This is a genomic window from Micromonospora sp. NPDC005087 (genome assembly GCF_042872965.1).
Lineage (GTDB): Bacteria > Actinomycetota > Actinomycetes > Mycobacteriales > Micromonosporaceae > Micromonospora.
In genome coordinates this window covers 45,933-67,677 of the sequence record NZ_JBIALB010000004.1, presented here as the reverse complement: position 1 = coordinate 67,677, position 21,745 = coordinate 45,933, and the positions used below count along the sequence as shown (strand labels likewise).

General features: G+C 71.4%; 20 protein-coding genes. 7 read left to right on the top strand and 13 right to left on the bottom strand.

Annotation, left to right across the window (positions count from 1 at the left end; translation table 11 throughout):
* Nucleotides 1–197: 197 nt before the first annotated feature.
* Entirely contained in the window at nt 198–866 is a 669-nt protein-coding gene (locus ACFYPS_RS11370) for a histone deacetylase (protein WP_387324080.1), read from the bottom strand.
* Between the two features lie 11 nt (nt 867–877).
* Nucleotides 878–1,657: a phosphodiesterase gene (locus ACFYPS_RS11365; RefSeq protein WP_354963372.1), complete on the bottom strand. Its 780-nt coding sequence runs from the start codon at nt 1,655–1,657 to the stop codon at nt 878–880.
* Nucleotides 1,658–1,901: 244 nt separating this feature from the next.
* Between ACFYPS_RS11365 and ACFYPS_RS11360 the strand changes: the two genes are divergently transcribed.
* Entirely contained in the window at nt 1,902–3,278 is a 1,377-nt protein-coding gene (locus tag ACFYPS_RS11360; RefSeq protein WP_387324615.1) for a diguanylate cyclase, read from the top strand.
* 44 nt (nt 3,279–3,322) lie between these two features.
* On the opposite strand, the gene ACFYPS_RS11355 is transcribed toward ACFYPS_RS11360, so the two are convergent.
* Together ACFYPS_RS11355 and ACFYPS_RS11350 are read right to left on the bottom strand one after the other, a co-directional pair.
* Complete coding sequence (locus ACFYPS_RS11355; RefSeq protein ID WP_387324077.1) at nt 3,323–4,381, bottom strand: aspartate-semialdehyde dehydrogenase; 1,059 nt, start codon at nt 4,379–4,381, stop codon at nt 3,323–3,325.
* Nucleotides 4,382–4,386: 5 nt separating this feature from the next.
* Nucleotides 4,387–5,652: an aspartate kinase gene (locus tag ACFYPS_RS11350; protein ID WP_354963369.1), complete on the bottom strand. Its 1,266-nt coding sequence runs from the start codon at nt 5,650–5,652 to the stop codon at nt 4,387–4,389.
* Nucleotides 5,653–5,920: 268 nt separating this feature from the next.
* Between ACFYPS_RS11350 and ACFYPS_RS11345 the strand changes: the two genes are divergently transcribed.
* Nucleotides 5,921–6,706, top strand: coding sequence for a hypothetical protein (locus ACFYPS_RS11345; protein ID WP_354963368.1), 786 nt, complete (start codon nt 5,921–5,923; stop codon nt 6,704–6,706).
* Between the two features lie 84 nt (nt 6,707–6,790).
* Nucleotides 6,791–7,321, top strand: coding sequence for a nitroreductase family protein (locus ACFYPS_RS11340; RefSeq protein WP_354963367.1), 531 nt, complete (start codon nt 6,791–6,793; stop codon nt 7,319–7,321).
* 5 nt (nt 7,322–7,326) lie between these two features.
* Here the strand turns inward: ACFYPS_RS11340 and ACFYPS_RS11335 are convergent, their stop codons facing one another.
* Nucleotides 7,327–8,313, bottom strand: coding sequence for an ArsR family transcriptional regulator (locus tag ACFYPS_RS11335; RefSeq protein WP_354963366.1), 987 nt, complete (start codon nt 8,311–8,313; stop codon nt 7,327–7,329).
* Nucleotides 8,314–8,391: 78 nt separating this feature from the next.
* Here ACFYPS_RS11335 and ACFYPS_RS11330 point away from each other — a divergent pair, with 78 nt between their 5' ends.
* Nucleotides 8,392–9,663: an MFS transporter gene (locus tag ACFYPS_RS11330; protein ID WP_354963365.1), complete on the top strand. Its 1,272-nt coding sequence runs from the start codon at nt 8,392–8,394 to the stop codon at nt 9,661–9,663.
* Between the two features lie 237 nt (nt 9,664–9,900).
* Complete coding sequence (leuA, locus tag ACFYPS_RS11325) at nt 9,901–11,652, top strand: 2-isopropylmalate synthase (protein WP_354963364.1); 1,752 nt, start codon at nt 9,901–9,903, stop codon at nt 11,650–11,652.
* Nucleotides 11,653–11,724: 72 nt separating this feature from the next.
* Here leuA and ACFYPS_RS11320 read toward each other — a convergent pair whose 3' ends face one another.
* On the bottom strand, nt 11,725–13,218 hold the full coding sequence (locus ACFYPS_RS11320; protein ID WP_354963363.1) for an MFS transporter: 1,494 nt from the start codon (nt 13,216–13,218) through the stop codon (nt 11,725–11,727).
* Between the two features lie 107 nt (nt 13,219–13,325).
* Here ACFYPS_RS11320 and ACFYPS_RS11315 point away from each other — a divergent pair, with 107 nt between their 5' ends.
* Nucleotides 13,326–13,982 carry an HNH endonuclease family protein gene (locus ACFYPS_RS11315; RefSeq protein WP_354963362.1) on the top strand — a complete coding sequence of 219 codons (657 nt, stop codon included), beginning with the start codon at nt 13,326–13,328 and terminating at the stop codon, nt 13,980–13,982.
* The gene (locus tag ACFYPS_RS11310) at nt 13,964–14,455 is read left to right on the top strand and encodes a hypothetical protein (RefSeq protein ID WP_354963361.1); all 492 of its coding nucleotides are present in this window, start codon (nt 13,964–13,966) and stop codon (nt 14,453–14,455) included. The genes ACFYPS_RS11315 and ACFYPS_RS11310 overlap by 19 nt, the downstream gene beginning before the upstream one ends.
* Nucleotides 14,456–14,525: 70 nt before the next feature.
* On the opposite strand, the gene ACFYPS_RS11305 is transcribed toward ACFYPS_RS11310, so the two are convergent.
* The 7 genes from ACFYPS_RS11305 to ACFYPS_RS11275 form a co-directional block, all read right to left on the bottom strand.
* Nucleotides 14,526–15,626 (bottom strand): ABC transporter ATP-binding protein, encoded by a 1,101-nt coding sequence (locus ACFYPS_RS11305; RefSeq protein ID WP_387324069.1) that lies wholly within the window; start codon nt 15,624–15,626, stop codon nt 14,526–14,528.
* Entirely contained in the window at nt 15,623–16,609 is a 987-nt protein-coding gene (locus ACFYPS_RS11300) for an ABC transporter ATP-binding protein (protein ID WP_354963359.1), read from the bottom strand. Before ACFYPS_RS11300 ends, ACFYPS_RS11305 begins: the two co-directional genes overlap by 4 nt.
* Before the next feature lie 112 nt (nt 16,610–16,721).
* Complete coding sequence (locus tag ACFYPS_RS11295; protein ID WP_387324612.1) at nt 16,722–17,681, bottom strand: ABC transporter permease; 960 nt, start codon at nt 17,679–17,681, stop codon at nt 16,722–16,724.
* 65 nt (nt 17,682–17,746) lie between these two features.
* Nucleotides 17,747–18,754, bottom strand: coding sequence for an ABC transporter permease (locus tag ACFYPS_RS11290; RefSeq protein WP_354963358.1), 1,008 nt, complete (start codon nt 18,752–18,754; stop codon nt 17,747–17,749).
* Nucleotides 18,755–18,854: 100 nt separating this feature from the next.
* The gene (locus ACFYPS_RS11285; RefSeq protein ID WP_354963357.1) at nt 18,855–20,528 is read right to left on the bottom strand and encodes an ABC transporter substrate-binding protein; all 1,674 of its coding nucleotides are present in this window, start codon (nt 20,526–20,528) and stop codon (nt 18,855–18,857) included.
* Between the two features lie 244 nt (nt 20,529–20,772).
* Nucleotides 20,773–21,366: a recombination mediator RecR gene (recR, locus tag ACFYPS_RS11280; RefSeq protein ID WP_354963356.1), complete on the bottom strand. Its 594-nt coding sequence runs from the start codon at nt 21,364–21,366 to the stop codon at nt 20,773–20,775.
* 8 nt (nt 21,367–21,374) lie between these two features.
* Nucleotides 21,375–21,683 (bottom strand): YbaB/EbfC family nucleoid-associated protein, encoded by a 309-nt coding sequence (locus ACFYPS_RS11275; protein ID WP_231931157.1) that lies wholly within the window; start codon nt 21,681–21,683, stop codon nt 21,375–21,377.
* Between the last annotated feature and the right edge of the window lie 62 nt (nt 21,684–21,745).

Here is a 21,745-nt window from a genome sequence, read left to right as displayed (position 1 = left end):
GTCGATCGCGGATGCCGGCGGTGGGGATCGCCGCCCGCCCGGACAGCCTCTCATCCAGAAGCCCACCGGTCGACCCGGCGAGCACATCGGAGCCGCGAATGCACCGGACGGCCCGGAGGGGCGGCCGACGGGATCGACCTGAGCGTCCGTTGACGACGCCGCAATCCAGAAAGGACGCGGTCCACGACGCGCGGCGGTCACCCGACGGCGAGTGCCTCGGTTACGAGCGCCGCCACGGCGTCGGGCGGCCAGCCGTCCGCGACCCCGGGGCGCCGTGCCAGGTAGCCGACGATCCGCTCGGCCGGCCAGCCGTGCGACTCGTGCAGCCCACGGGCGATCATGCTGAGGTAGACCGGCGCCGGTGGACGGCAGCGCACGGCGGACGCCGGCTCCGGCGCGGTGAAGGTGAGCATCGGGGCCCCAGCGCGGTGGCCCGGGCAGACCAGCGTCTCGTAGCGCCCCGGGCCGAGCGTGGCTCGCCCGTCGGCGACGGCCGCGTCGATCGCCGCACCGGTCGCCGGGGTCAGGTCGGCGGCGTGACCTGCTGGCCGGTACATCTCCTGCGCCGCGATGTCGGTGAACTGCTCGAGGGTGACCAGGTAGGCGCGGGCGGCGGCCACGCCCGGCAGCTGCGGGTCGTAGAACGCCATCCCGCCGGTCCAGGCGCCGGACTCCCCGGCGAAGTAGATCCCGCCGGGCAGCGACACCGGCACCGACCGGCTCGGTGGACGGCGGTCCCGGCAGCCCGGGTAGGTCCGCCGCCCACCGGGTGGGCAGCCACCGTCGATGTACCACGCCAGCCGGGCGGCGTGCATGTTCGAGCCGTAGGCGACGTACCAGACCAGCCGCTCTTCAGCGTCGACCACGACGGGCGCGCTCAGAAGCCGCACGTCTGGCCGGCGGAGTGGCTCACCTGCACGGTGTGCGTCACGCAGCCGCCCGGCTCTACCGCGTGCAGCAGGAAGGCGGTCGGCTCGGCGACCCAGCCGATCAGCTCGTCGGCGCTCATGGTGAGCGTGCTCTGCCGCCAGGTGCTGGGTGCCACGGTGAGCACGGTGCCGGCGTACCCCGTGGTGACCGGGCGGTGCAGGTGCCCGGCGGCGACCCGCACGACGTGCCGGTGCCGGCCGATCACCTCGGCCAACGCGTCCCCGTCGGCGAGCCGGACGGCGTCGGCCGCCGGAATGCCGACCGCGACTGGCGGGTGGTGCAGGCAGACCACCGCGGGCACCTCGGGCCGGCCGGCCAGCACGCCGTCGAGCCAGCCGAGCTGCTCCTCGCCGAGCTGGCCGCCGTCGCTGCCGGGGATGAGCGAGTCGAGCACCACGACGGTCGCCGCCGCATGGTCGACGTGGTAGTAGGCGGAGAATCCGCCGCCGAGCCAGGGCGTGCCGCCGAAGGCGTCGAGCAGGGACTCCCGATCGTCGTGATTGCCGGCGACCAGGTGCACCGGCAGCGGGAACCGGCCGATCAGCTCGCGGAGCACCGCGTACTCGTCGGGTCGGCCGTGGTCGACCAGGTCGCCGGTGATCACCACGCAGTCCGGTCGAGGCCGCAGCGCGAGCACCCGCCCGAGCGCGCTGTGCAGCCCGGCGGCCCGCTCGGCGGCGAGCACGCCGGTGGTCAGATGGGGGTCACTGAGCTGGGCGATGAGCATGGCCCGCCTCCTGGGTGCCGGAGGCTCCACGCTATCGCCGCCCGGCGCCGTCCGGGGGCCCGCGCCGCCCACAGGCTGCGTCCACAGCCTGTGGATGGCACATGTGTACGAAGCTCGGCCGGCTCCGGGCGACCGTGGGTACGCTTGATCGTGTGGCTTGGCGCCGGCCGGCCCCTCCCCGACCTGGAACGACGTGCGAGTGGATCATCAGCGAGTCATCCGTGACGTCACCGTCCGCCTGCCGATGGCGTCGAGCGCGCAAGAGGCCTGCCGGTGGACGGTCACCGCGCTGTCCCGCTACACCCCGGCGACCATCTCCGTGCTGCTCCAGGTCCACGACCGGCTGCGCTGCGTCGCGGCGACCGGCGCCTGGCAGGTCTTCGCCACCGTGCCGCCGGGGACCGGGATCGTCGGCCGGGTGTACGCGACCGGCGTCGCGGCCGTCGTCCCGGACGTCACCGCCGACCCGGACTACCTGCCGGTGCGCCCGGACGTGACCGCGGAGCTGTGCGTGCCGGTGCTTGATCCGTCCGGCCGGGCGATCGGCGTGCTCGACCTGCAGTGGAGCGGGCCGGTCGACCTGGAGCCGTGGCGGGAGACCGCGCAGCGGCTGGCCGCCCGGCTCGGTGCGCGCATCGTCGCGCTCGGCGGCCCGCCGGCGGAGAGCCGCAGCGAGAAGCTGCTCCGGCACGCCGCCGCGCTCTCGTCCGCGCCGACCGAACGGGAGCTGATGGGCGCGGCGAGCTGCGCCGCCCGGGAGGTTTCCACCCTCTCCACCGCGGTGCTGCTGATCGCCGGGCCGGAGGGTGCCCTCCTGCGGCCGTCGCCGCTGGTCCCGGGCGAGTTGGAGACCCGGATCCGGGCCGAGCTGACCGAGGCGGGTCCGGCCGCGCTCGGTCGGATGGTCGACCGGGCGCACCGGTACGGCGCCGGGTACACGCTGGGCGAGGCGGGTCAGCCACCGACCGAGGACTACCGGCCGTTGACCCGGGCCGGGGTGCGCACGCTGGTCGCCGTTCCCGTCGGGCCGACGGACGCGGGCGGGCTACTGCTGGTCGCCGACGAGCGGTTGCTGCGCCCCGACCCGACCACGGTCAGTCTGATGGAGCTGCTCGCCCGGCAGGCCTGGACCAGCCTGGACCGGCTGCGCACGCTGGCCCGGCTACTGGAACAGGCCAGCTCCGACCCGCTGACCGGGCTGCGGCACACCGGCCCGTTCGGGCAGCGGATCGCGGCCGCCACCCCTGGCCGTACGGCCCTGCTCGCGATCGACGTGGACGGTTTCAAGACGGTCAACGACACGTACGGCCACCAGGCCGGCGACCGGGTGCTGGTCGGCCTGGCCCGGGCGCTGGAGGGGGCGCTGCGGCACGGCGACGAGCTGTACCGGATCGGCGGTGACGAGTTCGTCGCGGTGATCGAGGTGAGCCGCCCGGAGGAGGCAGTCCGGATCGCCGAGCGGCTGACCGAGGCGGCTCGGCGGACCGGCCGCACGATCAGCGTGGGCGTGGCACTACCCCGCCCCGGCGAGTCGCCCGATCTCACCCTCCGCCGCGCCGACCAGGCCCTCTACGCCGTCAAGCGCCAGGGAAGAGACGGCGTCCACCTGGCCGCCGCCTGACCCGGCTCCCGGCTCGTCCGGGCGGGAGGGCCGGACGGGCCGGCTCAGGCGGTCAGTTCCTTGGCCAGGAGTTCGGCGATCTGGGCGGTGTTCAGGGCCGAACCCTTGCGCAGGTTGTCGCCGGTGATGAAGAGGTCGAGGGCGCGCGGGTCGTCGAGGGCGCGGCGGATCCGGCCGACCCAGGACGGGTCGGTGCCGACGGCGTCGATCGGCATCGGGAACTCACCGGCGGCGGGGTCGTCGACCAGGATCACCCCGGGGGCGTTGCGCAGCGCCTCGCGGGCACCTTCGGCGTCCACCTCGGTGGCGAAGACCGCGTGCACGGCCACCGAGTGGCCGGTCACCACCGGCACCCGGACGCAGGTGGCGGAGACCTTCAGGTCGGGCAGCCCGAGGATCTTGCGCGACTCGTTGCGCATCTTCATCTCCTCGGACGACCAGCCGCCGTCGGCCGGTGAGCCGGCCCAGGGCACCACGTTGAGCGCCAGTGGCGCCGGGAACGGACCCACGTCGTCGCCGACCGCCTGCCGTACGTCGCCGGTGCGGGATCCGAGCGAGCGATCCCCGGCGACCTTGACGAGCTGGTCGTGGAGGATGTCCACGCCGGCCTGACCGGACCCGGACACCGCCTGGTAGGAGGCGAGCACCAACTCCCGCAGGCCGTACTCGCGGTGCAGCGGGGCGACCGCGACGATCATCGCGAGGGTGGTGCAGTTGGCGTTCGCGATGATGCCCCGGGGCCGGTTGCGGACCTGCTCCGGGTTGATCTCCGGAACCACCAGCGGAACGTCCCGGTCCATCCGGAAGGCACCGGAGTTGTCGACCACGACCGCGCCACGGGCGACGGCGACCGGCGCCCATTCGGTGGAGACCTCGTCGGGTACGTCGAACATCGCCACGTCGACGCCGTCGAACGCCTCCGGGGTCAGCGCCTGGACGACGAGCTCCTCGCCCCGGCAGCGCACCCGCCGCCCGACCGAACGCTCCGAGGCGAGCGGCCGGATCTCGCCCCAGACGTTGCGACGCCCGGTGAGCAGCTCACACATCACGGTGCCGACGGCACCGGTCGCTCCGACCACGGCGAGGGTGGGCAGCGCCGTCATCGGCGCTACCTACCCGTCCCCGCGTAGACCACGGCTTCGGTGTCGCCGCCCAGCTCGAACGCGTCGTGAATGGCGCGGACGGCGGCGTCGAGGTCGGTGTCCCGGCAGACCACGGAGACCCGGATCTCGGAAGTGGAGATCATCTCGATGTTGACCCCGGCCGCGCCGAGGGCCGCGAAGAAGCCGGCGGCCACACCGGGGTGCGAGCGCATGCCGGCGCCGATCAGCGAGACCTTGCCGACGTGGTCGTCGTAGAGCAGGCCCTTGAACTTGACCGGCTCCTGGATCTTGCTGAGCGCGGCCATCGCGGTCGGACCGTCGGTCTTGGGCAGGGTGAACGAGATGTCCGTCCGGCCGGTGCCCTCGGTGGAGACGTTCTGCACGATCATGTCGATGTTGATCTCGGCGCCGGCGACGGTGTCGAAGATCCGCGCGGCGGCACCCGGCTCGTCGGGCACCCCGACGATTGTGATCTTGGCCTCGCTGCGGTCGTGCGCGACCCCGGTGATCAGTGCCTGCTCCACGGAAAGGTCCTCCATCGATCCGGTGACCATCGTGCCGGTGTTGGTCGAGTATGACGAACGGACGTGGATCGGCAACCCCGCCCGCCGGGCGTACTCCACGCTACGCAGGTGCAGAACCTTCGCGCCGCACGCGGCCAGTTCCAGCATTTCCTCGTACGTGATGTGGCGGATGTGCCGGGCGTTGGGCACGATCCGCGGGTCGGCGGTGAAGATGCCGTCGACGTCGGTGTAGATCTCGCAGACATCGGCGCGCAGCGCGGCGGCGAGCGCGACGGCCGTGGTGTCGGAACCGCCTCGGCCCAGCGTCGTGACGTCCTTGGTGTCCTGCGAGACGCCCTGGAAGCCGGCCACGATGACCACCGCGCCCTCGTCGAGCGCGCCCTTGAGCCGCCCGGGGGTGACGTCGATGATCCGCGCGCGGCCGTGCACCGAAGTGGTGATCACGCCAGCCTGCGAGCCGGTGAACGAGCGTGCCTCGTACCCCAGGTTGTGGATGGCCATGGCCAGCAGCGCCATGGAGATCCGTTCCCCGGCGGTGAGCAGCATGTCCAGCTCGCGGCCCGGTGGCAGCGGGCTGACCTGGTTGGCCAGATCGAGGAGCTCGTCGGTGGTGTCACCCATCGCGGAGACCACCACCACCACGTCGTCGCCGGCCTTGCGGGCGGCGACGATGCGCTCGGCCACCCGCTTGATCCGCTCGGCGTTGCCGACGGAGGACCCGCCGTACTTCTGCACCACGAGTGCCACGACGGTGCACTCCCTCCCAGTGACCCTGAGCGTGCCGACGCCGCCGGAACCGGGGCCGGCGGCGCGTGTCAGACCCCTTGAGGGTATCGGGCGGGCCGCCACGCCGGGTCGGGTGATCCCACCATCCGGCCCGACCGGGCCGGGGGCGGCGCGGGCGGCCCGGTCCGCGGGCTCGGGCGGTACGCGGGCGCGGTCCGGCCCGACACGCCGGGGCGAGCCGCGTACGCGACGGCCCCCACCGGCCGCCGGGACCCACCAGAATGGGCCGGTGCCCGTCCTCACCCGCTCGGCCGGCCGCGTGCTCGGGCCGCTCCTGTTCGCCCTGCCGGCGCTCCTGGTCGCCTGCACCAGCGAGCAGCCCTCGCCCCCGCCGCCCATCGATCCCGGGCCGGTGGAGGTGGACGCGGCCCGGGACGAATTGGCCGCGCTCGCAGCTGCCGCCCAGGACCGCCACCTGGTGGCGCGGTACGCATTCAGCCGGGCCGGTCAACCGGACCGCACCATCGTGTTCACCAGCGCGAATGACGGCAGTTGGCGGGTGGACGTGCCGGGTGGCGCGCTGGGGGGCACCGCCGACGTCTCGCTGGCGGCCACCGCCGACGGGCTGTTCCAGTGCGCCCTGCCGTCAACGGGGTGGCCGGAGCCGGCGCGCTGCGTACGCCTCGGCGAGCGTGACGACGCGCTTCCGCGTCGGCTGGACCCGCAGGTCCAGCACCCGCTCACCGACTGGCTGGACGTGCTCACCGACCGGCGCGCGCCGCTCGCGGTCGCCCCGGCCGACACGCCCGAGGGCCTCACCGGCACCTGCTACTCGGTGGACTCCACCTCCGCCTCGCTCAACGCCCCGTTGGACGTCGGCATCTACTGCTACGACCGGGACGGCACGCCGACCGGCGTCCGGACGGCGACCGGGACGCTGAAGCTCGCCGCTCCGCCCGGTCCGGCTCCGGCCACCGTGCAGCTCGCCGGTCCGGTGGCGGACGAGGAGCCGCTCGGCACCGCGGCTCCGCCAACGCCCGACCCGTCCGACAGCCCGGGCGCGGGAACGCTCTGATCTTCGTTCCGTTACGGGTGCGTTTAACCACATTTCGAGAGGCCGCCCTGAGTGGCGAATCACCCGTAAAGGACGATTTTTGACATGGCTGACCTGACCCCGCTGCTCGCTTTCCGCTGGAGCCCTCGGGCCTTCGACCCGAGTGCCGACCTGACTCCGGACGAGGCGGCCTCGCTGCTGGAGGCGGCGCGCTGGGCGCCGTCGGCGGACAACGGGCAGCCCTGGCGGTTCGCCCTCGGCCACCGGGACGACGACAACTGGAAACGGATCCTGATCAACCTCCCGGACAGCGACCAGGGCTGGGTCCGGCACGCCGCGACCCTGGTGGTCGGCGCGCACATCGGCGGCGACGCCGAGCGGGCGGCATACGACCTCGGTCAGGCGATGGCCCACCTGACTTTGCAGGCAACCGCCCTCGGCCTGCACGTGCGCCAGCTCACCCGCTTCGACAAGACCGGCCTCGCCACCGAACTCGACCTGCCCGGCGGCGTCCGCCCGCTGGTGGTCGCCGCTGTCGGCCGGCTCGGGGACCCGTTCGCTCTCCCGGCCGACCTGCGCGCGCGGGAGACCGGCCTGCGTCACCGCCGCCCGGTCGTCGACCTGTTACTCGCCTGATCGGGTCACCCGCCGCGGCTGGCCCGGAGCAGGACCTTCGCGGCATCAGTGTGGCGATAGAGGACGTGCCGACCCTGTCGGGACCGGGAGACCAGGCCGGCGGCGTGCAGGGCGGCCAGGTGCTGGGAGACGTTTCCGGCGGACATCCCGGTGAGTCGGGCCAGGTCGGTGGTGGTCGTCGCCATGTCGAGCAGGTGCAGCAGCGCGGCCCGGCCGGGGCCGACCACGCGTGCCAGCGGGTCACCGGGCGGCGTCGCGGTCGCCTCCCAGAGCGTCCCGACCGCCCGGACCGGGTACGCCCCGGCCGGCACCGAGTCCTCCAGCAGGTTCCACAGCACCCTCCGGTCGGTGAACACGCCCGGATTCAGCGCCAGCCCGCGATCGCGGAGGTCGAAGTCCCGCTTGAACGGGTCGTCGGTGACCACCCGGTCGCCGAGCCAGCGCAGGCTCGGGTGGAGCTGCTCGAACAGCCGACCGGCACCGCCTTCGGCGAGCTGAGCGGCGCGGTACGCCACGTCGGCGTCGAGCAGCGCGCGCATCCGCAGCCAGTCCGGGGCGATCGCCTCGTCGTACCAGACCCGCACCGCGCCGATGAGCTGCGGCAGCAGCCCACGAGGATCGGCGAGCAGCGCCCGCCCGAACGGGCTCAACGGTCGGCTCGGGGTGGTCGCCAGCAGATCCCGGACCACCACGTCCGGCGGCGTCGCCGCGATCTGGTCGAGTTGCTCGGCCATCTCCATGTTCGGCCGGGCCGCCGGGGTGAGGAAGTCGGGCAGCCAGCAACGCGGCCGGGTCAGCTCCACCAGCGGTCGGACCCGGCGGGCCACCTCTGGACGACGCAACGTCACCCGGGCCCGGTCGATCCAGGGCAGGTGCACCGCGTAGCGGACCGGGCTGGCCAGTGCCCACATGCTCATGACCGTCTCGTTGGCCGGCGACACGGCGAGCCGCACTCCCGCGACGTCGGCCAGGCTGAACCGCAACTCGGACACACGCACCCCCGGGCTCAGGATTCGGTCCAGCCTAAAAGACTCGACCGGGCCCGTGGGGGCACGCTTCACTCACCGGTCATGGGGGCCAGAGACACCATCCGCACCGCCGTCCGAAACGTCGTACCGCCGGCTGGGCTGACCCGCGCCCTGGCGGTGCAGGCCATGGTCGGCGCCGTCGGCGGCGGCCTGTTCCAGGCCGGCAGCGCCGTCTTCTTCACCCGGGCGCTCGGGCTCAGCGCCGCCCAGGTCGGGCTGGGGCTGTCCATCGCGGCGGGGGTGTCGCTGCTGGGTACGGTGCCGCTGGGCGGACTCACCGACAGGTACGGACCGCAGCGGGTCTGGATTTTCGGGCTGGTGCTGGACGCGGCGCTCTTCGCGACCTACCCGTTCGTGGGCGGCTTCGCCGGTTTTCTCGCCGTGGTGATGGCGCTGGCCGCCGTGGACGCCGCGACCGGGGTGGCCCGGCAGGTTTACTCGATCAACGCACTCCCCCCGGCCGAACGGGTCACCGCGATGGCGTACCAGCGCTCGTCGCTGAACGTCGGATTCGGGCTGGGTGCGGTGATCAGCGGCCTGGTGCTGGCGGTGGACACGATGGCGACGTACCGGGGGATGGTCTGGTTCATCGCGGCGGTGTTCCTGGTGACAGCTCTCTTCGTACGGCGACTGCCCCGGCTGCCCCAGACGACTCGGCCGGTGGAGCCGATGGGCCGGCTCGCCGTGCTCCGGGACCGCCCGTTCATGGCGGTGTCCCTGCTCTCCGGGCTGCTCACCGCGCACCAGACGCTCTACCTGACGGTGCTGCCGCTCTGGATCCTCACCCACACCGACGCCCCGAAGACGGTGATCGCCGGGCTGGTCCTGCTCAACACGGTCCTGATCGTGCTGCTCCAGGTACGCGCCAGCCGGGACGCCGACACTGCGCCGGGCGCGGCCCGGGCCTCCCGCCGGGGTGCCCTACTGATAGCCCTGTTCTGTCTGGTCCTGCCGATCTCCGGGGTGACCCGGGGCGCGCTCACCCTGGTCGTATTGGTGTCGGCCGCGACGCTACTGATCCTGGCCGAGCTGATCGAGTCGGCGGGCACCTGGGGGCTCACCGCCACCCTGCCGCCGGCCGCGCAGCGCGGCGCGTACGTGGGGGCGTTCCGGCTCGGCACGCAGGTGCAGTACCTGATCGCGCCGGCGGGGTTGACCGCGCTCGGGGTGACGACCGGCGGGTGGGGCTGGATACCGGCGGCAGCGATCTTCGCGCTGGTCGGGCTGGCGATCGTACCCGTGGTGGGCTGGGCCGAACGGACGCCGCGACTGAGTGCCGTGGCCCCCGAGCAGGTCATGACCCCGGTCCCATAATCCGGACCTACCTTCCCGCTCCTCGCCGCATCACGTACGGTTACTTGGTCATGTGGCGGGCGCTTCTCCTCCTTAGCCGCCGCGACGAGGCCTGACCGGCCGGCACCTCGTCGCGGAGTCGCATCGCGCCGTCCAGCACATCCGAACTTCTTCTCGGCACCGCCGCGCACCGTCGCCCGGCATCTCGCCGACACCTTCCGATCTGCTGACGCCACATGTTCCAGGGAGCACTCTGAGATGGCTCAACCTGTCACCGACGCTGAGACCGATCCGATCGCCCGGCAAAGCCCGAGCCGGATGCCGTACCACCGCTACCAGCCCTACCGCGAGCAGTTCCGGGTCGACCTGCCGGACCGCACCTGGCCCACCCGGCACGTCGACGCCGCGCCGCGCTGGTGCGCCGTGGACCTGCGGGACGGCAACCAGGCCCTGATCGACCCGATGTCGCCCGAGCGCAAGCGCCGGATGTTCCAGCTGCTGGTCCAGATGGGCTACAAGGAGATCGAGGTCGGCTTCCCGTCGGCCAGCCAGACCGACTTCGACTTCGTCCGGCAGCTCATCGAGCAGGACATGATCCCGGACGACGTCACCATCCAGGTGCTCACCCAGTGCCGGGAGCACCTGATCGAGCGCACGTTCGAGTCGCTGCGCGGTGCGAAGCGGGCGATCGTGCACTTCTACAACTCGACCTCCACCCTCCAGCGTCGGGTGGTCTTCGGCCTGGACCGGGACGGCATCACCGACATCGCCACCTCCGGCGCCCGGCTCTGCCAGAAGTACGCCGAAATCCACACCCCGGACACGGACATCCACTACGAGTACTCGCCGGAGTCGTACACGGGCACCGAGCTGGAGTACGCGGTGGAGGTCTGCGCCCGGGTCATCGACGTGATCGACCCGACGCCCGACCGGAAGCTGATCATCAACCTGCCGGCCACCGTCGAGATGGCGACGCCGAACGTGTACGCCGACTCGATCGAGTGGATGCACCGGCACCTGCCGCGCCGGGACAGCCTGGTGCTCAGCCTGCACCCGCACAACGACCGGGGCACCGGCGTGGCCGCCGCCGAGCTGGGCCTGCTCGCCGGCGCGGACCGGATCGAGGGCTGCCTGTTCGGCAACGGCGAGCGCACCGGCAACGTGGACCTGGTGACGCTGGGGCTCAACCTCTTCTCCCAGGGCATCGACCCGATGATCGACTTCTCGAACATCGACGAGGTCCGGCGGGCCGTGGAGTACTGCAACCAGCTGCCGGTGCACGAACGCCACCCGTACGCCGGCGACCTGGTCTACACCGCCTTCTCCGGCTCCCACCAGGACGCGATCAAGAAGGGCTTCGACGCCCTCACCGCCGACGCGGCGGCTGCCGGCGTACCGGTGGACGAGCACACCTGGGCGGTCCCCTACCTGCCGATCGACCCGAAGGACCTGGGCCGCACCTACGAGGCGGTCATCCGGGTCAACTCGCAGTCCGGCAAGGGCGGCGTCGCGTACATCATGAAGAGCGAGCACCAGCTGGACCTGCCCCGCCGGCTCCAGATCGAGTTCTCCGGCGTGGTGCAGCAGGTCACCGACCACGACGGCGGCGAGGTCGACCCGGCCGCCATGTGGGAGATCTTCGCGACGCACTACCTGCTCGACCACCAGCCCGACCCGGCCGTACGCCTGGCCGGCTACACGATCAGCACCACCGACGGCAAGGTCGAGATCGAGGCTCAGGTCGGCGTGGGCGCCGAGCAGCGTTCGCTCGCCGCGGTCGGCAACGGCCCGATCGACGCGTACGTCAACGCGCTCCAGTCGGTCGGGGTGGGCGTCCGGGTGCTCGACTACCACGAGCACGCGCTCTCCTCCGGCGGGGACGCGCAGGCCGCCGCGTACGTGGAGTGCGAGGTGGACGGCCGGGCGGTCTGGGGCGTGGGCACCGACGCCAACATCGTCACCGCCTCGATCAAGGCGGTCACCAGCGCCGTCAACCGCGCCCGCGGCTGAACGCACCCTCCGGACGTCGAAGTGTAAGGAAGGGCCCCTTATTAACGCCTGGCGTTAATAAGGGGCCCTTCCTTACTTCGGGGGTGTGGCGGCGGGCAGCGAGTGGCAGGGCTGCGACGGCGGGGCCGCGCGGGGCGGCCGGTGGACCAGGACGAGGGCCAGCACCGCGCCGGTCAGCAGCAGGCCGGCGCACCAGGTCATCGCGCCCCGGAACGCGTGCGTCAGGTCGGCCTTCTGCTCGTACCCGCCGCCGGAGAGGCCGACCAGCAGCGGCAGCGCGGCCACCGCGAGCAGGCCGCCCGCCCGGGACGCGGCGTTGTTGAAACCGCTGGCCACCCCGGAGAACCGGTCCTCCAGGGCGGCCAGCACCGACGCGGTCAACGGCGCCACCACCAGGGTCAGCCCGAGACCGAAGAGCAGCACCCCGGGCAGCACGTCCCGCCAGTACGACGCGCCCGGGCCGACGCCGCGCAGCAACAGCAGACCGACGGCCGCCACCGCCGGTCCGACGGCCAGCGGCAGCCGCGGGCCGATCCGCGCCGACAGCGCGCCGGCCCGGGCGGAGCCGATCAGCAGCAGCACCGTCATCGGCAGCAGCGCGATCCCGGTGCGGAAGGCCGACCACTCGACCACGTTCTGCAGGTAGACGGCGAAGAAAAAGGTGAAGCCGCTGAGCGCGGCGTAGACCACCACGGTGAAGATGTTCAGCACCGAGAAGAGCCGGCTGCTGAACAGCCCGGTGGGCAGCATCGCGGTGTCTGCGCGCCGCCGTTCCAGCAGCACGAAGGCCACCGCGGCTAGCACACCGACCAGTGCCGCGACCACCACCACGGCCGAGTCGAAGCCGCGCGCCGGCGCGTCGATCAGGGCGTACGTGACGCCGGCGAGCGCGAGCGCGCCGAGCAGCGCCCCGGCCACGTCGAACCGGCGTCGGGTCCGGCCCGGTCCCACGGTCCGGGATGCTTTCTCGTCCCGGCTCTCCGGCACCCAGCGCAGGGCCGCCAGCAGTACCAGCACGGCGATCGGCAGGTTGAGGAAGAAGATCCACCGCCAGGACAGCGTGTCGATCAACCAGCCGCCGATGAACGGACCCAGTGCGGTGGACACGCCGGACAGCCCGGCCCAGGCGCCGATCGCCCGACCCCGGTCGTCCGGGTGGAAGCTGGCCTGGAGCACCGACAGCGATCCGGGGGTGAGCAGGGCCCCGCCGGCGCCCTGGAGGAACCGGGCCGCGATCAGCCAGCTGGTGCCCTGGGCAAGCCCACAGAGCACCGAGGCGGCGGTGAACCAGACCACCCCGGTCAGGAAGACCCGTCGCCGGCCGAAGCGGTCCCCGAGCGCGCCGCCGAGCAGCACGAACGCCGCCAGCATCAGCAGGTAGCCGTTGACGGTCCATTGCAGATCCGCCACGTTTGCGCCGAGGTCCTGGCCGAGCTTCGGCAGCGCCACGTTGACGACCGTGCTGTCCAGGAAGACCATGCCGGAGGCGAGCACGGTGGCGAGCAGGGTCCCCCGGCCGGCGGCGGTCCCCATCCGCAGTGCCGGCGCCGGTACGGGTGCGGTCATCCCACCAATCTGCCTTGCAGCATGTGGGAGACGCCACGAAACGCCGAAACCATCCCCGGGTACTGTGCGCAATCGCCGGGAGACCGCAAGCTGGAGAGGTGTCGTCTGTGCGTACCAGATCAGGACCGCGCGCGGCGGTGGCCGCGCTCGTCGCGTCGCTGGCGCTCGGCGTGGCCGGTTGCGTCCCGCCCGATGAGCCGGACACCGCGCCACCGGGTGGCGGCAGCAACGCCGTTGAGCAGTTGGGCCAGCTGACGGTCGCCAGCGCCGGCTCGATGAAGGGCTACAGCCGTGAGCACTTCCCGCACTGGCGGAACACCGGCAAGAACTGCGACGTGCGGGACACCATCCTGCAGCGCGACGGCAAGGACGTGAAGCTCTCCGGCTGCAATGTGGTCGGCGGGCGCTGGGAGAGCGTGTACGACGGTCGCAGCGCCACCGATCCCTCCGACGTGGACATCGACCACATGGTGCCGCTGGCCAACGCGTGGCGTTCGGGTGCCGACGAGTGGAACGACGCGAAGCGCGGCGATTTCGCCAACGACACGACGCGGCCTCAGCTCCTCGCGGTTTCCGCGTCCTCCAACCGGGCAAAGGGTGACCAGGACCCGTCCCAGTGGAAACCGGCGAACCGGTCGTACTGGTGCCAGTACGCCGAGAGCTGGGTGACGGTCAAGCACCACTGGCGGCTGACGGTGACCAGCGCCGAGAAGACCGCCCTGACCGAGATGTTGGAGGGCTGCACATGGGCGAACAAGCCGTGACGGGCGCTGGGGGAACCCCCGCCCCGGAGCAGACGCCGGACGCGGGCGGCGACGACGCGGCTGCGGCCGGCAGCGCGCCGGCCGGACCGGCGACCGCGGGCATGACCGTGGACGGCAGCACCGGCACCGCCGGCACGGTGCCCGGTGCGGGGATGAACGCGGACGGCCCCAACCCGCCCGACACCGCGACGCCGGGCGCCGGCATGGATGCGGACGCGGCCAGCGGCGCCACGCGTACCGCGGACATCGTCCCCGGGCCGGGCGGAGTGATGACCGACGAGGTGGGTGTGGTGACCGGGGAGCTGACACTGCGCACCAGCTACGCCGACGGCCGGGTCACGCTGAACGTGCAGTACAAGGACGCGGACGAGTGGTACGCGGTGACCGGCGGCTCGGTGCCGCTGCCCGACCCGGCGGGTCTCGACGCGGTGCACGGCGTCGCGGTGGCCCTGCTGCACCGTCCGGAGGGCTGAGCCCCACGCCGGGGCACGCCAGGCCGCAGTGCCCAGGGGCCGTCCTGTGACAGGACGGCCCCTGGCTGCGTCACGGGGTCGGGATCAGCTCGCCCGGCGGGTCGACCGGGCCGGTGCCCTCGGTCGGGCGGACCAGCTCCACCTCGACCTCGTGCGGCCGTTTCCGGCCGGCGGCGATGTCCTCGGCGAAGTGGCAGGCCACCCGGTGCCCGCCGACCACGTCGCGTAGAGCCGGCCGCTCGTCCGCGCAGCGGGTCGGCTGCGCCCACGGGCACCGGGTGTGGAACCGGCAGCCCGACGGCGGGTTGGTCGGCGAGGGCAGGTCGCCGGCGAGGAGGATCCGCTCCCGACGATCCTCGACCACCGGGTCCGGTACCGGCACCGCGGACATCAGCGCCCGCGTGTACGGGTGCATCGGCTCGCGGTACAGGTCGTCGCTGGACGCCTCCTCCACCAGCCCGCCGAGGTACATGACGCCCACCGTGTCGGCGATGTGCCGGACCACCGCCAGGTCGTGAGCGATGATCAGGTACGTCAGGCCGCGCTCGTTCTGCAGGTCCTCCAGCAGGTTGAGCACCTGGGCCTGGATCGACACGTCCAGTGCGGAGACGGGCTCGTCGGCGACGATCAGGTCCGGGTCGAGCACCAGCGCCCGGGCGATGCCGATTCGCTGGCGTTGACCGCCGGAGAACTCGTGCGGGTACTTGCTCAGCGCCGACGCGGGCAGGCCGACCGCCTCCAGCGTCTCGCGCAGCCGCCGGTTCGTCTCGGCCTTGTCACCGGCCAGGCCGTGCGCCTTGAGCCCCTCGACCAGCAGCGATTCCACCGACTGGCGGGGGTCGAGACTGGACAGCGGATCCTGGAAGATCATCTGCATCCGGCGCCGGGCCTGACGCATCGACTCGCCCTTGAGCGAACGTACGTCGGTGCCGTCGAAAACGATCTCGCCGTCGGTCGGCTCGACCAGTCGCAGCAGGCCCCGGCCCAGCGTCGACTTGCCGCAGCCCGACTCGCCGACCAGGCCGTACGTCTCACCCGCCTGAATGCTCAGCGAGACGCCGTCCACCGCGTAGACGTACCCGACGGTGCGGTCGAAGAGCAGGCCGCTCTTGATCGGGAAGTGGACCTTGACGTCGCGCAGTTCGACCAGAGGTCCGGTCTGTTCGGTCATCGGACCGCCACCTCCTCGGAGACGGGGTTGTTGCAGCGGATGTCGCCGCCGGTGGCGGTGGGTTCGAGCGGCGGAGGCCCTTCCAGGCACGCGTCCACGACGTTGTCGCAGCGCGGCGCGAAGGCGCACCCCTCGGCCCACGGGATGTTGTCGGAGACCGACCCGCGGATCGCGTGGAGCCGCTCACCACGCGGTGAGTCGAGCCGGGGCACCGAGTTGAGCAGCCCGTGCGTGTACGGGTGCCGGGCGTGCGCGAACAGCTCGTGCCGTCGTGCCCGCTCGACCACCTTGCCGCCGTAGAGCACGTTGACCGTGTCGCAGAGGCCGGCCACCACGCCCAGATCGTGCGTGATCATGACGAGCGCGGTGCCGGTCTCATCGACCAGCTGCTTGAGCAGGGTGAGGATCTGCGCCTGGATGGTCACGTCGAGCGCGGTGGTCGGCTCGTCGGCGATCAGCAGCCGAGGCTTGCAGGCCAACGCGATGGCGATCAACGCGCGCTGGCGCATCCCGCCGGAGATCTGGTGCGGGTACTCGCTGAGCCGCCGCTGCGGATCCGGAATCCCGACCGCGTCGAGCAGCTCCCGCGCCTCCCGCAACGCCTGCTTGCGGTCCCGACCCTGGTGGCGCTCCAGCACCTCGGCGACCTGGATCCCGATCGGGATGACCGGGTTCAACGACGACAGTGGGTCCTGGAAGATCATGCTGATCTCCCGGCCGCGCCGGTCGCGCATGTCGTCCGGCCGCAGCTTCAGCAGGTCGGCGCCCTCGAAGAGCACCTCCCCGGTGACCTTGTTGCCCCGCTTGGGCAGCAGGCCCATGATCGCCAGGCTGGTCACGCTCTTGCCACAGCCGGATTCGCCGACCAGGCCGACGGTCTGGCCCGGCTCCACGGTGAAGCTGACCTTGTCGACGGCGGTGAAGGGCCGCTCGCCGCGTCGCTGGAACACCACGCTCAGGTCACGGACGTCGAGCAGGCTCATCGGGTCACTTCCTCACTGCACTGGCGCGGCGCTCGCGACTGCGGGTCCCGCAAGCTCACTCCTCGCGCTCGCCACTGGCGCTCGTTGGTCGTGCTGTTCACTCGCACCGCCGTCACCGCCGGTTCTTCGGGTCGATCGCCTCGCGCATCGCCTCGCCCAGCAGGGTGAAGCCGAGCGCGACCACGATGATCGCGAGCGCCGGGTAGTACGCCAGCTCCGGGCGGACCTCGAAGTAGCGCTGACCGTCCACGCCGAGCATCAGGCCCCACTCGGCCCGGTTGATGTCCGGGTCACCGAGGCCCAGGAAGGAGAGCGCCGCGGCGTCCAGGATGGCCACCGCGAAGGTCAGGGTGGCCTGCACGATCACCGCGGTCAGCGAGTTGGGCAGCATGTGCCGCAGCACGATGTTGCGCTGCTTGACGCCGAGCGCGCGGGCGGCGAGCACGTGGTCGCTCTCCCGCTGGGCCAGCATCGCGCCGCGCAGCAGTCGGGCGAAGATCGGCACGTTCACGATGGCCACCGCGAAGATGACCGTCCACTGGCTCGACCGGCTGGCCATCGCGACCAGGGTGATCGCGAGCAGCAGGCTGGGCAGGGCCAGCATCACGTCGGTCAGCCGCATCAGGACCACGTCGACCCAACCGCCGAAGGCACCGGCCATCGCGCCGAGCAGCACGCCGAGCGCGAGACCGATGAGGGTGGCGAGGACGCCGACGAAGAGCGTCTGCCGGGCACCGTAGATCATCCGGGACAGGAAGTCCCGGCCGAGCGGGTCGGAGCCGAACGGGAACTCGCCGCTGGCGCCCGGGATGGAATCCACGGTGAGGTTCCTGGTCAGCTCGTCGAAGCGCTGCACCGGGTCGTGTTGGGCGATCAGCGGAGCGAAGATCGCCACCAGGACGAACAGACCCACGATGCTGGCTCCGACGATCGCCACCGGGTTGCGTCGCAGCCGGCGCACGGCATCGCGGACGAGGCTGATTCCGCCCCGGTCGGCCGCGCTCGCCTGGGCCAGCTCATCCAGGCGGGCCTTCTTGCGGTCGCCGAGCAGGCCGATGCTGCGCTCGCTCATGCCGGGGCGTGGCTTGTCGTCCCCACTGCGGGGAGCCGGCGTGCCGGCCTGGGTGATCGGGTCACTCATCGCACACGCACCCTCGGGTCGATGAAGGCGTAGGAGAGGTCGACCAGCAGGTTGACCACCACGAAGACCATCGCGGCGAGCAGGATGATCGCCTGGAGCACCGGATAGTCCCGGCCGCCGCTGATCGAGTCGGTGATCAGCGTGCCGAGGCCGCCCCAGTTGTAGACCTTCTCGGTGAGCACCGCGCCGGAGAGCAGCGCACCGGTCTGCAGGCCGATGGTGGTGACCACCGGCAGCAGCGCGTTGCGCAGGATGTGCCGGCCGCGGATGGTGCGGTGCCGCAGGCCCTTCGCCTCGGCGGTCCGCACGTAGTCCTCGTTGAGCACGTCCAGCACGCTGGCACGGGTGATCCGCACGATCACCGCGAGCGGGATCGTGGCGAGCGTGATCGCCGGCAGGATCAGGTGCCACAGCGCGTCGGCGCTCGCGTCGAACTCCCGGGTGAGCAGGCCGTCGAGCACGAAGAAGCCGGTGACGTTGGTGTTGTCCAGACCCGTGGTGAGCCGTCCGGACGGCGGGAACCAGTGGATGTTCTGCGTGAAGACATCCTTGAGCAGGTAACCCAGGAAGAAGATCGGGATCGAGATGCCGAGCAGGGTGCCGGCAATGGTGAGATTGTCCAGGGAACGTCCCCGCCAGCGGGCAGCGAGGTAGCCGAGCGGCACCCCGAGGCCGACCGCGATGATCATCGCGGCGAGAGCCAGCTCGATCGTGGCCGGGAACGCACGGCTGATGACCTCGGTGACCGGGTCACCGGTCCGGATCGAGTTGCCGAAGTCGCCGGTGACGACCCGCTGCATGAACTTGCCGTACTGCACCAGGACCGGCTGGTCGTAGCCGAGGGCCTTGGTCAGCAGGGCGCGGCGTTCGGGCGTGCCCCGCTCGCCGAGGAGCGCCTCCACCGGGCCGCCGGGCAGATTCCGCAGCCAGATGAAGATCAGCGCCGACAGCGCTATCAGCGTCACCACCAGCTGTAGCAGGCGGCGGACTATGACTCGCAACATCTCTCACACACCAGACTCTCGATGATCGCGGAATCGGCCCGGACCGGGGAAGGAGCCCCGGACCGGGCCGATTCGCGCCTACGGCGTCAGCCGACGTACGTCACTTGGCGACGCTGACCGTGTTGAACCGCTCGTCGGTCAGCGGGCTGGCCACCAGGCCCTTGACATCCTTGGTGACGACGATGGCCGGCGGCGCGTGCCAGACCGGCACGGCCGGCAGCCACTTGGCGGCGATGTCCTTGTTGACCTGCTCCCAAGCCGCCTTCTTGCCCGCCTCGTCGACGGTGGCGTCGGCCTTGGTGATGGCCTCGAACATCTCGGTCATCGACTGGTCGCCGAACTCGGCCTTGCCGCGGCCGAAGAACGTGCCGACGAAGTTGCCCGGGTCGTTGTAGTCACCGGTCCAGCCGAGGATGTGCAGGTCGTGCTTGCCGAACTGCTGCACGTCGTCCTTGAAGCCACCGTTCCACGGGCGAGGCACACCGTTGACCTTGATGCCCACGGCCTGCAGGTCGTTGGCCAGGACGGTGAAGATCTCCTGCGGGTTCGGCATGTACGGCCGGGAGACGTCCGGCGGGTAGTAGAAGTTCAGCGTCAGACCCTCGGCGCCGGCCTCCTTGAGCAGCTGCTTCGCCTTGTCCGGGTTGTACTCGTACTTCTGCACGTCCGGGGCGTAGCCGAGCACGGTGTCCGGCATGAACTCGTCGGCGACCTTGGCGCCACCCGGGCCCTTGGTCTGCACCAGCTGCTGGCGGTTGAGCGCGTAGGCGATGGCCTGGCGCACCCGCAGGTCCTTCAGCTTCGGGTTCTTCTGGTTGATGCCCAGGTAGAGGACGTTGAACGCCGGGCGGTTGATGACCTGGAAGCCCTCACCCTCGAGCGCCGTGCGGTCGGCCGGGGCCGGGAAGTCGATGCCCTGGACGGTGCCGGCACGGAGCTCCTGCTTGCGGGTGCTCTCGTCCTTGATGACCTTGATGATCATCTTGTCCACCTTGGCCTTCTCGCCAAAGTAGTCCGGGTTCCGGTTCAGGGTGATCTCGTTCTTGGCCTTGTCCCAGCCACCGAAGGTGAACGGGCCGGTGCCCACCGGGTTGGTGGTGGCGAAGGCGCTGTACTCGAACGAGTCGCCGTTCTGCTTCACCGTGTTGGCGTCGTACTTCCCCAGCGCCTCGGGGCTCGCGATCGAGAGCGAGGTCAGCGCGAAGGCGCCCGGGAAGGCGCCCTTGTACTTGTTCAGGGTCAGGACGGCGGTCCCGTCGTCCTTGGCCTCGCACTTGTTGTAGATCGACTCGCCGGCGCCCTCGGCCTCGTTCTTCGCGAACCCGCCGAAGGTGTCCATGTAGTAGATCATCTGGGACTGGGCGGCAGCGCCCTTCATGTTGTACCAGCGGTCGAAGTTGAAGCAGACCGCAGCGGCGTTGAACGGCGTACCGTCGTGGAACTTCACGCCCTGGTGGAGCTTGAACGTCCAGACCTTGCCGTCCGGGTCGTGCTCCCAGCTCTCAGCCAGGCCGCCCTGCAGCTCCGCGGTGCCCGGCTTGTGGCTCACCAGGGTGTCGAACATCTGCCGGACCGGCCGGAACGACTCACCGTCATCGTTGAAGATCGGATCGAAGTTCTTCGGGTCACCGGCACCCGCGAAGATGAAGGTGCCGCCAGTCTTGGCCTCGCCACTGTCGCCGTCGCGCTCGCTCTCCGCGCAGCCGGCCGCGCCGACCGCCAGAGCGGCAACGGCCGCGATGGCCACAGCCGTTTTAAGCCTTCTCGCCTGCATCTCTCACCTCTGTCATGCGCATGACCACGCCGAGTTGTGGCTCGGTCCGTGTGCGGGAGGCTATGACATGTCACACGCGAAGCGGAACTGGCGTCAGGCAATCGCTATCAAGCCGACACCTTGCGCGGGGGTCTGACAGTCGACGGCACGACGAACACATGGGGCGACACATCGATCCGCGCGGGGCGGGGCACCGCGACGGGGGTGGCATCGTCAGGGACGACACCACCCCCGGGGGTACGAATCAGACGGCCCGGCGCCCCTCGAAAGCCCGGCCGAGGGTGATCTCGTCGGCGTACTCCAGGTCACCGCCGACCGGCAGCCCGCTCGCCAGCCGGGTCACCGCGATCCCCATCGGCTTCACCATCAGCGCCAGGTAGGTGGCGGTCGCCTCGCCCTCGGTGTTCGGGTCGGTCGCCAGGATCAGCTCGCGCACCTTGCCGCCACTCAGCCGGGTCATCAGCTCCCGGATGCGCAGGTTGTCCGGACCGATCCCCTCCAGCGGATTGATCGCGCCGCCGAGCACGTGGTAGCGGCCGCGGAACTCACCGGTCCGCTCGATGGCCACCACGTCCTTGGGCTCCTCCACCACACACAGCACCTCGTCGGTACGGCGTGGGTCGCGGCAGATCCGGCACTGCTCGGACTCGGCCACGTTGTAGCAGGTCGTGCAGAACCGCACCAGCTCCTTGACCTTGCGCAGCGCGCCGGCCAGCCGGTTGACGTCGGCCGGATCCGCCGACAGGACGTGGAACGCGATCCGCTGGGCGCTCTTCGGGCCCACGCCCGGCAGCCGACCCAGCTCGTCGATCAGATCCTGGATGGCACCTTCGTACATCTGCCGGCTCAGAAACCGGGCAGGCCGAGGCCGCCCATGCCACCGGTGACCGGACCCATCTTGCGCTCGGTCAGCTCACGCGCCGCCTCGGCGGCGTTGTGCACGGCCGCGACGACCAGGTCCTCCAGCGTCTCCACGTCGTCCGGGTCGACGGCCTTCGGGTCGATCTTGATGGCCTTGAGCTCCCCGGAACCGGAGACGGTCGCGGTGACCAGCCCACCGCCGGCGGTGCCGGTCAGCTCGGCCTCGGCCAGCTCGGCCTGGGCGGCGGCGATCTGCTGCTGCATCTTCTGCGCCTGCTTCAGCATCTGCTGCATGTTCGGCTGTCCACCTGGGCGCACGGATGGCTCCTTCTCGCACTCGTCTGCTCGGCCGCCGC